This window comes from Thalassolituus alkanivorans, from assembly GCF_020447205.1.
GTDB classification, from domain to species: domain Bacteria; phylum Pseudomonadota; class Gammaproteobacteria; order Pseudomonadales; family Oceanobacteraceae; genus Venatoribacter; species Venatoribacter alkanivorans.
The window spans coordinates 408,116-417,354 of the sequence record NZ_JAJAEL010000049.1 but is presented as its reverse complement, the minus strand read 5'-3'; the positions used below and the strand labels follow the sequence as shown (position 1 = coordinate 417,354).

Genomic DNA, 9,239 nt, shown 5'->3' with positions numbered 1-9,239 from the left:
GATTGATACTGGAAAATCATCGACTTAACCGGGTGAGTGACATGCAGATTTGCGAGGTCCACTTAACCGCCGCAACAGGTTCCTGTGTCTTTATTGCCCTGTGACAACTGTATCGGCGGGCATGGTACCGAGCCATAGGAACAGTAGACACAGCAGTCACCGAGCTTCGGCTTCAATAAAACATGGCACTGCTCACACTCGTAGAACCACTGACACGCGTCGGTGGGCATGGATTCTGTTTTTTTATGGCCGCATTCGGGACAAGTCAGCTCGGACTGCAAAATCACCTCTGACATCATGGTGTTTCCTTTTTTACAATAGTTGACGGATAACCGGCATTGGTGGTCGCTTCGACCAATCTGTCAGCGTTGGTCAGAGAATCCTCAAAGGTCACTACGGCTTGCTTATGCTCATAACTGACCTCGGCTTCTATCACGCCTTGGACCCTGGTCAGCGCCTTTTTAGCCGTGATCGGGCACATGGCACAGTTCATGGTTGGCAGATCCAGCGTGATGGTTTGTGGCTTGGCCCAGGCCGAGAAGCTGGCGATGGTGAATACGAGACCGAGAATGATTTTCTGCATGGTTAGCTCCAGGGTGTTCATGCGAACAGAGGAATCCAGTGGGTACTGGTAACAAGAACCAGCGCGACGATTACCGCGATCCAGAAAACTATTTGCCGCCGTTTCCGAGTATGCGGCACAGCGCAGGCGGTTCCCGGTTCACAGGCCTCGACCGGTCGATGTATCTGCCAGCCCGCCCAACCGAACAACAGCATAACCAGCATGACGAATACGGGACGGTAGGGCTCCAGCAGGGTCAAATTACCAATCCAGGCCCCGCTGATACCTAGTGACAAGAGCAGGAAAGGCCCAATACAACACAGGCTCGCGCCGATGGCAGCGGTAATGCCACCGATGATAGGCAGCCTTGTGTTGGTGAATCTCTCTTTTCCCGGCATCGCCGACTCCACTTTATTGATCTGATGAAATCAGTGTAAATGCCGTACCAAAGTACGGAGTCAAGCCCAATGCCTTTTATTGACGAGGATCAGGTTGGAGGGATTCAACAATAGGACAAGCCGCATTATCAGGATTGGTCCGACACTTTGTGACGAGTTCTTCCAACACCTGTTCCAGGCGGTGTAGATCGTTAATTTTTTCACGCACGCTGGCCAGCTTTGCTTCGGCCAGCTCCTGGATTTCCGAGCAATGCGACTCGCCCAATGACAGCAGGTTGTTGATCTCCTCCAGCGTAAAACCCAGTTCCTGGGCGCGTTTGATGAATAAAATCCGAGCCAAGGTTGCGTTTGGGTAGGTACGGTATCCCTCTGCGGGTTTGGGTGGTTGACGGATCAAACCACGGCGTTCGTAGTAGCGGATGGTTTCGACGTTGACACCTGCTGTCTTGGCCAGCTGGCCAATGGTGTGGTTTTCGTTCATGACCAGAGCGCTCCCAGCGGGACAGCAAAGAGATTGTCACCAAAAGCCGTCGTATGATCGCCATCGTAGAGCAGGACACCGATTTTAAAGCGCTTGCCGGCCACACTTTGAAAGCGTTTCAAGCCGGTAAAATCTTTCGTGCTCAAGGTTGCCGCCGCTTTGACTTCAATGGCAAAACAATCGCCCATGGCGTTTTCAATGATCACATCGACCTCCACCTTGTCCTTGTCACGGTAGTGGTAGAAGTTCAAGGGCTCCTCGATCCACACCGCCTGTTTGCGCAATTCGTTGTAGACGAAGGATTCCAGCACCAACCCAAAATCACCTGGCTGTTTCAGCAGGCGCTCCCGATTGAGGCCCCGCACGGCGCACATCATGCCGGTATCGACCGAGTGCAGTTTGGGTGTTTTCACCAGGCGCTTATATTCGTTGGAATGCCAGGCCGGCAGCTGTTCCACCAAAAACAACTGCTCCAACAACGCCATGTATTTTTTGATGGTCAGTCGATCCAGCCCAAGTTTAGCGCCCAGTTCGGTCAGGTTAACCAGTTTCCCCGCATAAAAGGCGGTGAGTTTGAGTAACTTGGCCATCAGATCGGGGTGATCGATATGGGTCAGATCGCGGATATCCCGCTGGATCAATGTACTGACGTACTGTTGATACCAAGCGGTGCTTCGCCGCTCATTGGCACGTTGCAGAGGCTCGGGGAAACACCCCGTAATCAACCGTTGCAGTAGATGATCCCGCACACGAATGTCCTGAGCCGAAGGCGCTTCCTGGTTCAGTAGTTTGCTTAAAAAGCTGGGGGGTCGTCCATGGATCTCACATTCGGAAAGCGTTGTCAGGCGAACCGACTCCATCCGGCCGGCCAGGGAATCCGATAGCCGGGGCAATAACAAGGCATTGGCAGAACCCGTCAGGAGAAAGCGACCTGCCGTGCGTTGTTCATCCACAGCCTGCTTGATGGAGACGAACAGTTCAGGCAGGCGCTGAACCTCATCGAGCGCAATTCGTTTCGGTGGCAGATTACGGATGAACCCGACGGGATCAGCTTGTGCAATTTCGAATTGGGCCTGATCGTCCAGGGTAATGTATTCCCAGTTTTCAGCGCCCATCTCACCAATCAGCGCCTTCACCAGAGTGGTTTTACCGACTTGGCGCGGCCCCATCACAAAGACCACCGGGGTGTCGCTCAGCGCTTCTTTGACATTGATTTCAGAATAACGTGGGTACATAAAATAAGCGCTCGGCTAATTGATGGTTGAAATTCGTCTATTCGTTATTTTATTATCGTCTATTCGTGATTACAATGCCGTCTGATTGTTAGATACGACAATAGCGACTCACGAATGTAAAAAAAATCAATAAAAACAACGCTATAGGAATAGTTGGCGTGACTGAGCCCAAGTGAGAACCCATGACAGCCAAAGAGCAGTTCTTAACCAACCAGCAGCGAAACCAGCCGTTAATGCTGCCACAACGATTTTCCGACGAAGAAATGGTTCGCGATTGGACGCTGAGCCGACGCGATTGCCAGGTGGTCAACAAGTACCGTAAGCAATACCGTCTGGGATTTGCTATCCAACTGTGCGCCATGCGTCTCTATGGCCGGTTTCTTAACCAACTCCATGATCTATCCCCCCGGGTAATCAGCTACCTGAGCAGTCAACTCGACCTCCCGCCCACGCTAACCGTGGACGTGCCCGAGCGGGAAGCGACACTATTGGAGCATCGGAACAACATCCTCAAGTATCTGGGCTTTCAGCGGTTTGATGACAAAGCGGAAGCGGATCTGGACCGCTGGATTGAAGAATATGCTCGCCAGGGGCTGCTGCCGGATGAACTTTTTCACCGGGCAGAGCGCTACCTGCTGCTGAACCGTATTGTATTACCCGGGCCCTCGACCATCGAACGGCAGATCATCCGTATTTGTAACCAGGTTCACACTCAGCTTTTTGAGCAGGTGTTTGATCAGATGTCCCCTGAACTGCGCGGTGCCATCGACGATCTGTTGCAAACCACAGACGGTAATCAGCGAACCTACTTCAACCAACTCAAAGAGTATCCACCGGCCGCCAAAATCTCATCACTGAAACGCTATTTGGAGCGCTATGACAATCTGGTGGCCACCGGCGTTAATGAATTCGAGGAAAAGGTCATTGATACCGCTTTTCTTCACTACCTGTATCGACTGACCAAGCGCTACAGCGCCAAGGACATGAAACGCTTCAAAGACCACAAGCGCTATGCCCTGATGGTGTGCTTCCTGTTAGAATCCCGCAAGATTCTGCTGGATAACCTGGTCAAAATGCACGATCAGTACATGACGGAACTGTGCCGACAAACCAGAAACAGTCACGACAAAAAGCACAAGGAATTCCGCAAACGCCAGAAGAAAGCTATCGACGCCGTGCTCGATACCACGCATGTTTTGCTGGAATGGCCGGATGAACAGCCGTTGTACAAGAATGACTTATGGCAGCGTATTGACGAGAAACACTTGCTAGCCTCCATTGACGACCTGCACATTTTTAAACGCCTGGAAGAATGCGGCTACTGCGATTTGTTGCTGACCCGTTACCCCAGTTTACGAAAGTATTTTTCCGACTTTATACGGTTACCGTTTGAAGTGGCGAAAGGTTCTGGGCCACTGATAAAAGCCATCCAGTTCGTCCGGCAGTTGGATGACGGCGATCTGAAAAAACTGCCGGAGAATACACCGACTGCGTTCATTCCCCGCGAGCTGCGTCGCAGCCTTAAAGATCAAGCCGGCAACATCAATCGCAATGTTTGGGAAATGGGCCTTGCTCTCGCGATGAAAGATGCGTTGCGTTCCGGCGATTTGTATTTACCACAGAGCAAACAGCATGTGTCGTTCTGGGATCTGACCTTGAACGAGCCCAACTGGGATGAAACCAAACACACCGTCTATACCGGCTACAGCAGCCTTTGCCACACGAAGTGCGTTCCGCCATTTCAACCCAGTTCCACGAAGCGGTGTCAGCAGCGCAAAAGCGTTTTGGACTGGATAATTTCGCCGAGATACACAATGGCCGGCTGAAACTCAAGCGTGACGACAAGCTGGACGTACCGGATAAAGTCAACCAACTGCAAAAGGTGATCGATGCGCATATGCCCAGCATACGCATCGAGCAATTGCTGATGGAGGTGGATCAAATGACGCATTACAGTCGTCACTTTGTCCCTATCCAACATCACCAGTCACGGCCCAAAAACTTTTACAAAAGCCTGATGGCTGCCATTATTTCACAAGCCACAAACCTGGGCGTCGTGTCCATGAGTAACAGCGTCAATGGCGTTACTGTCGATATGCTAAGGCATATCCTGCAATACTATATTCGCGAAGAAACCCTGATCAACGCCAGTGCTGAAATTGTGAATCAACACCATGAGCTGCCGTTGAGTGCGGTGTATGGCTCCGGTACATTGTCCTCTTCAGATGCGCAACGCTTTAAAATCCGCGCCGACAGCCTGTTGGCTTCATACTATCCCCGCTATTACGGCTACTATGAAAAAGCCATCGGGATCTACACCCACGTATCCGATCAATATTCCGTGTTCAGCACCAAGATCATTTCCTGTAGCCCTCGTGAAGCCCTGTATGTTCTGGACGGTCTGCTGGAAAACAACACAATTCTGAAAATCCGAGAGCACACCACCGATACGCATGGGTACACTGAAATCGTCTTCGCCCTCTGTCATTTGCTCGGCTTCTACTTTATGCCACGCATTCGGGATCTGAAGGATCAGCAGCTATACCGTATCGACAAATCCGTCGATTACGGTGACCTCAACCATTTACTCACGAAAACAGCTGATTTGGCGATTATTGAGGAGCAATGGGAATACATGATGCGGGTGGTCATTTCTCTGAAACAAAAAACTGCGCCAGCACACGTCATCGTTCAACGGTTGACCAACAGTTCACCCTCCGATCGCCTCACCAAGGCCTTTACCAACCTGGGCCGGATCATCAAGACCGAATACATTCTGCGGTACCTAACTGACAAAGACCTGCGCCAAACCGTCCAGCGGCAACTGAATAAAGGGGAATACCGGCACAAACTGCCGCGCTGGATATTCTTTGCGGACCAGGGTGAATTCACCACTGGGGACTATGAGGAAATCATGAACAAGGCCAGCAGCCTCAGCTTTGTATCCAATGCCATTCTGTACTGGAACACGATCAAGATAAATGACGTGGTTGAGCAGCTCCGGCAGCAGGGGGAGGATATCGACGACAAGACCTTATCCCATATCTCGTTATTGCCCTATAAGCATGTGTTGCCCAATGGTACGTACTTTATTGAAGATGAGGGGAAGGGGTGATTATTCGGAAACCTACGGTTACGCGGAGGGCCTGGGAGTCAAAACCGCAGGTTTTCGTTCAAATGCCCCCGCTGGTCCTACTTGAGTTAATTCTGACAAAGAATAGCTTACAACGCTTGATATTACTGGGTTAGACTACATATCACATGTTCAGTCAGCGAGCTGAGGGCATAGTGTCTGTCTCAATGAAAGTACTCACAAGGCTTCACCGAATGAAGCGAGGTGAGCCGTTCCCTATAACAGGGTTCTATGCCTTGGGAAGTCGTACATCTGTTCAAAAAGCCATCAGCCGCCTTGCCCAAGAAGGAGAGGTAGTAAGGCTGCGAAAAGGTTTATATGTGCGACCAAAACCTTTAGCGAGCCTGCCCTCGATCAAAACAACCGCCAGTGCTGAGCAGGTCGCTAAAGCCTGGGCAAAGCAATATGGCTACAAACTGGTAAGTCAGGGCCTGGAAGCTGCATATCGTATAGGCTTCCAAACCCAAGCTCCCATGAAAAAAGTATTCTGGAGCAATGGCAATAATGCGCAATTCAAAATCGGAAACCAAATTGTAGAAGTCAGACATGTAAGCCAGCAAAAGCTGCTCTGGGAAGCCAAACCTGAAGGCATTCTACTAAGAGCCATGTTAGTGACGCCTCCAGAAGCAGTTGACACAGCGAATTTAAAGAAAGCAATTCAACGACTATCACTCACTCCAGCTCAAATTGCTGAGATTGCGGAGAAACTCATTACTCTCAATATCCTGAGCAACTGGAAGGAGAACCTGAAAAGACTAAAGGAACTAGCATGATGGATATATTGGATTTCTACCGTTCAGAAGAAAAGTGACAAGAGCTAAAGCAGTTACTGACAATGGCTGCACAGAGCCACCCGGACGGACTGCCGGATTTTTTTATTTTATTGGCTGTTAGATTTTGCTTGTCGATGGCCTTTATAAGAACCGTTGTCATAAAATAGTCTTTAAGGATGCTGATCGTCCGAAGTCATTAGAGGATGCTACTATGAGCACCACCACTCAAGCCACCAACGTACTGAACACGAAGAGCGCCGCGGCCACCGCCATTAAACTGGCCGCCCGCATTCTGTCCAGCTGGGGCGCCACCTACGATCAAGCAGCCGCAGTGCTGCGCATCAGTCGCAGCGTGTACGCTAAAGCAATCAACGGCGCACTGTCCGAAGTGAAGCTCGACCGCGACCAGGTTCAGCGGACTGCCCTGGTGGTGGATATGCACGCCGCTATCCGCACCGTATTCAGCAACCCGGACAACGTGAAGCAGTTCATGGGACTTCCAAACAACAATCCGTTCTTCGACGGCCAAGCTCCGATGGCTGTCATCCAGGGAGGGGACTTCATTGCACTGTACGAAACCCATAAAAGGATCGACGCGCTGCGAGGTGCGAGATGGTAACGGTTGCTGAATTGCCAGTACTGGTAGACGGCGGCCATTGCCGGCCACCGCCTTGTGAACTCCAAGCTTCCACCAATCAGCCTATTTGACGACGTACCACACAGGATGAGTTTGAGGTGGCGTATGCGCTCCAGGTGCTGGTTAACCCGCGAATTCAGACCGAGATCAGCAACCCTTACCTGCTGCGCCGCGATGAAATCCATCTTAGCACTCCAGGCTAGGCTGCTCTTGCGCCACAGCGCCGTTCACTAACGTAAACCCGTCCGGCTCACGCTTCTCTACTGGGAGCTTTGGCGTACTGTATCTGGTAGACACGCCTGAAACTGCGGTTGCTGAAGTAGCACGCCACCAGAAAACGTACTGGAATAACGTGCCGGGCCTGAAATTCGACCGGTATGCTTTTGGCGGATTTCGGATGTATAGGTATTCACGATGCTTCCTTGCTTCCTTGCTTCCTTGCTTGCTTGCTTGCTTGCTTCCTTGCTTCCTTGCTGCCGGCGAACCACCCGATCTATGCACCTGCGAGCTATGCAGCCTCTCATGCGCTTGGCCGCGAACTGCACGCCATTGATTCTCAATACCGCTCTGTGCGTAATACTGGTGCGACTTGTTGGGGTCTTTTAACCCCGACCAACGTAACCCGCGTGATTCAGGCTGCGCACTACAAATGATCTGGATTGGCCCCGGCGCTGATGTTTAGGTGTGCAAAATATCCAGCGTCTGATCGAGTACCCATTTCACCGCTAATTTGTACCGGTAGCAAATCGACTAAAAACAATTCACAGGCAAAGAGATTCGAGACAGTCAAACTGAAAGGCTAGAGGAATGGGCTATCTGCTATAGAAAACGCGCAACTTCCTGTCAGGCCAATCAGTATCAGTCACTCAGCATGGTGCTAACGACTTTAGTGCTTTTTGTGATTGCCCATTGATCCCATTTTACTCAACAAATGAGAACGATATTTTAGCGCTTTTTGTGGATAACATTACTATAAGTAATTGATATTGCTGTGATATTTCAAGGTATTGGTTTAGCACTTGTTGTTGTCATCCACGTCCATCGGCACGAGTTCTAATAAATCTGCACATCTTTGATTTATACGCCGGATGCAATCCTGCACCGCTAATCACAAACCTGCCCAGCGTGACGTTCACTTGCAACCCGTTCAAGAATCTGCAGCCTAGCTGAATCTCTGGTCCAGCTGAGTCTCAGGCCCGGCGCCGTTGCCTGAGTATGACGACTCAGGCGTTATCACCACTGATAGTCCGCACCGGCATAAACCTGATGCTGAGTGAAATCGTACAGCTCAAAACGGTCATTCGCTTTACCCGCCATCACTCCGGCATGTAGTCGCCACTGGTTTGTACGCCATTGCAGATCGGCACTGATACGCCAGAGCTCCTGACGGCGGCGAGCAGTTTTTTCTGTACCATCGAGATCAATGATCGTCAGTGAGTCATGGTACAGAGCATGGCGTTTTTCCAGCTGAGCGCGCAGGCTCAGTCCCTGCGCCCAGCTCATTTTTGCGCCGGTAAACACTGAGCGCAGCATGCGGCCGCTATTGGTGAATGATGCCTCCGTGCCTGATTGGCTGGTGTCTTCCAGCTGGTAACCCAGCCAGCCACGCCAATAGTAATTGCCCGATTCCAGACTCAGGCGCAGGCGTTGCTGCAGGCGGTCATCCGTATTGTCGCCAAAACGATACTCATAACCGGCGGAATATAAGGCTGAGAGCTCAGCTCCATATTTCCGATAATTTGAAGATATATCTACAAAAGGTGTTGCGGCATATTGCTGGCGGAATCGACCGGAGCATCAGTCACATTCAGTGACAGGCGGCCGGTATCTGAACCGGAGGAGCTGCTGTTACAACCAGCAACCAATGCAGACGTCACCGCCAGAAACAGTGAATTGCGTAACCAGTTAGTACGAAACATCGGAGTACCTCTTTATATGTTGGCGTGTGTGCAGTAACACGAACCAGGGCGGCAAAGGGTTCCATCTTTTTTTATTTTCTTTTCCAGCAGGCTTTAACCAC

At 50.9% G+C, this 9,239-nt stretch carries 11 protein-coding genes and 1 pseudogene; 5 read left to right on the top strand and 7 right to left on the bottom strand.

The genetic code is table 11. The features are described 5' to 3' along the window. Positions 1–62: 62 nt before the first annotated feature. The 5 genes from LGT44_RS20220 to LGT44_RS19905 form a co-directional block, all read right to left on the bottom strand. Positions 63–296 carry a GDCCVxC domain-containing (seleno)protein gene (locus LGT44_RS20220; protein ID WP_081758368.1) on the bottom strand — a complete coding sequence of 78 codons (234 nt, stop codon included), beginning with the start codon at positions 294–296 and terminating at the stop codon, positions 63–65. Further along, positions 296–583: a mercury resistance system periplasmic binding protein MerP gene (gene merP / locus LGT44_RS19920; protein WP_188740393.1), complete on the bottom strand. Its 288-nt coding sequence runs from the start codon at positions 581–583 to the stop codon at positions 296–298. Before merP ends, LGT44_RS20220 begins: the two co-directional genes overlap by 1 nt. A gap of 17 nt (positions 584–600) precedes the next feature. Continuing rightward, positions 601–960 carry a mercuric transporter MerT family protein gene (locus LGT44_RS19915; RefSeq protein ID WP_140907625.1) on the bottom strand — a complete coding sequence of 120 codons (360 nt, stop codon included), beginning with the start codon at positions 958–960 and terminating at the stop codon, positions 601–603. 76 nt (positions 961–1,036) lie between these two features. Further along, positions 1,037–1,441, bottom strand: coding sequence for an Hg(II)-responsive transcriptional regulator (merR, locus tag LGT44_RS19910; protein WP_408033940.1), 405 nt, complete (start codon positions 1,439–1,441; stop codon positions 1,037–1,039). Next, complete coding sequence (locus LGT44_RS19905) at positions 1,438–2,676, bottom strand: ATP-binding protein (protein ID WP_025265557.1); 1,239 nt, start codon at positions 2,674–2,676, stop codon at positions 1,438–1,440. The genes merR and LGT44_RS19905 overlap by 4 nt, the downstream gene beginning before the upstream one ends. A 182-nt stretch (positions 2,677–2,858) precedes the next feature. Here LGT44_RS19905 and LGT44_RS19900 point away from each other — a divergent pair, with 182 nt between their 5' ends. The 5 genes and pseudogenes from LGT44_RS19900 to LGT44_RS20300 form a co-directional block, all read left to right on the top strand. Then, complete coding sequence (locus LGT44_RS19900; RefSeq protein ID WP_230332776.1) at positions 2,859–4,502, top strand: DUF4158 domain-containing protein; 1,644 nt, start codon at positions 2,859–2,861, stop codon at positions 4,500–4,502. Next, complete coding sequence (locus LGT44_RS19895) at positions 4,391–5,791, top strand: Tn3 family transposase (RefSeq protein ID WP_230332777.1); 1,401 nt, start codon at positions 4,391–4,393, stop codon at positions 5,789–5,791. Before LGT44_RS19900 ends, LGT44_RS19895 begins: the two co-directional genes overlap by 112 nt. Before the next feature lie 212 nt (positions 5,792–6,003). Next, a complete protein-coding gene (locus LGT44_RS19890) occupies positions 6,004–6,582 on the top strand; it encodes a DUF6088 family protein (RefSeq protein WP_230332778.1) in 579 nt (192 codons plus the stop codon). A 211-nt stretch (positions 6,583–6,793) separates the two neighbouring features. After that, the gene (locus LGT44_RS19885; RefSeq protein ID WP_230332779.1) at positions 6,794–7,201 is read left to right on the top strand and encodes an antitoxin Xre-like helix-turn-helix domain-containing protein; all 408 of its coding nucleotides are present in this window, start codon (positions 6,794–6,796) and stop codon (positions 7,199–7,201) included. A 292-nt stretch (positions 7,202–7,493) separates the two neighbouring features. After that, positions 7,494–7,772: pseudogene (locus LGT44_RS20300) on the top strand (hypothetical protein); the annotation flags it as partial. 680 nt (positions 7,773–8,452) lie between these two features. Here LGT44_RS20300 and LGT44_RS19880 read toward each other — a convergent pair. Next, positions 8,453–8,722: a hypothetical protein gene (locus LGT44_RS19880; protein WP_230332780.1), complete on the bottom strand. Its 270-nt coding sequence runs from the start codon at positions 8,720–8,722 to the stop codon at positions 8,453–8,455. 248 nt (positions 8,723–8,970) lie between these two features. Further along, positions 8,971–9,138: a hypothetical protein gene (locus LGT44_RS19875; protein WP_230332781.1), complete on the bottom strand. Its 168-nt coding sequence runs from the start codon at positions 9,136–9,138 to the stop codon at positions 8,971–8,973. Between the last annotated feature and the right edge of the window lie 101 nt (positions 9,139–9,239).

What these genes read in the sequence shown, in the direction of transcription:
- merR (WP_408033940.1), bottom strand. Translation starts at nt 1,441, where the DNA reads ATGAACGAAAACCACACCATTGGCCAGCTGGCCAAGACAGCAGGTGTC.
- LGT44_RS20220 (WP_081758368.1), bottom strand. Translation starts at nt 296, where the DNA reads ATGTCAGAGGTGATTTTGCAGTCCGAGCTGACTTGTCCCGAATGCGGC.
- merP (WP_188740393.1), bottom strand. Translation starts at nt 583, where the DNA reads ATGCAGAAAATCATTCTCGGTCTCGTATTCACCATCGCCAGCTTCTCG.
- LGT44_RS19885 (WP_230332779.1), top strand. Translation starts at nt 6,794, where the DNA reads ATGAGCACCACCACTCAAGCCACCAACGTACTGAACACGAAGAGCGCC.
- LGT44_RS19875 (WP_230332781.1), bottom strand. Translation starts at nt 9,138, where the DNA reads ATGTTTCGTACTAACTGGTTACGCAATTCACTGTTTCTGGCGGTGACG.
- LGT44_RS19900 (WP_230332776.1), top strand. Translation starts at nt 2,859, where the DNA reads ATGACAGCCAAAGAGCAGTTCTTAACCAACCAGCAGCGAAACCAGCCG.
- LGT44_RS19890 (WP_230332778.1), top strand. Translation starts at nt 6,004, where the DNA reads ATGAAGCGAGGTGAGCCGTTCCCTATAACAGGGTTCTATGCCTTGGGA.
- LGT44_RS19915 (WP_140907625.1), bottom strand. Translation starts at nt 960, where the DNA reads ATGCCGGGAAAAGAGAGATTCACCAACACAAGGCTGCCTATCATCGGT.
- LGT44_RS19905 (WP_025265557.1), bottom strand. Translation starts at nt 2,676, where the DNA reads ATGTACCCACGTTATTCTGAAATCAATGTCAAAGAAGCGCTGAGCGAC.
- LGT44_RS19880 (WP_230332780.1), bottom strand. Translation starts at nt 8,722, where the DNA reads ATGAGCTGGGCGCAGGGACTGAGCCTGCGCGCTCAGCTGGAAAAACGC.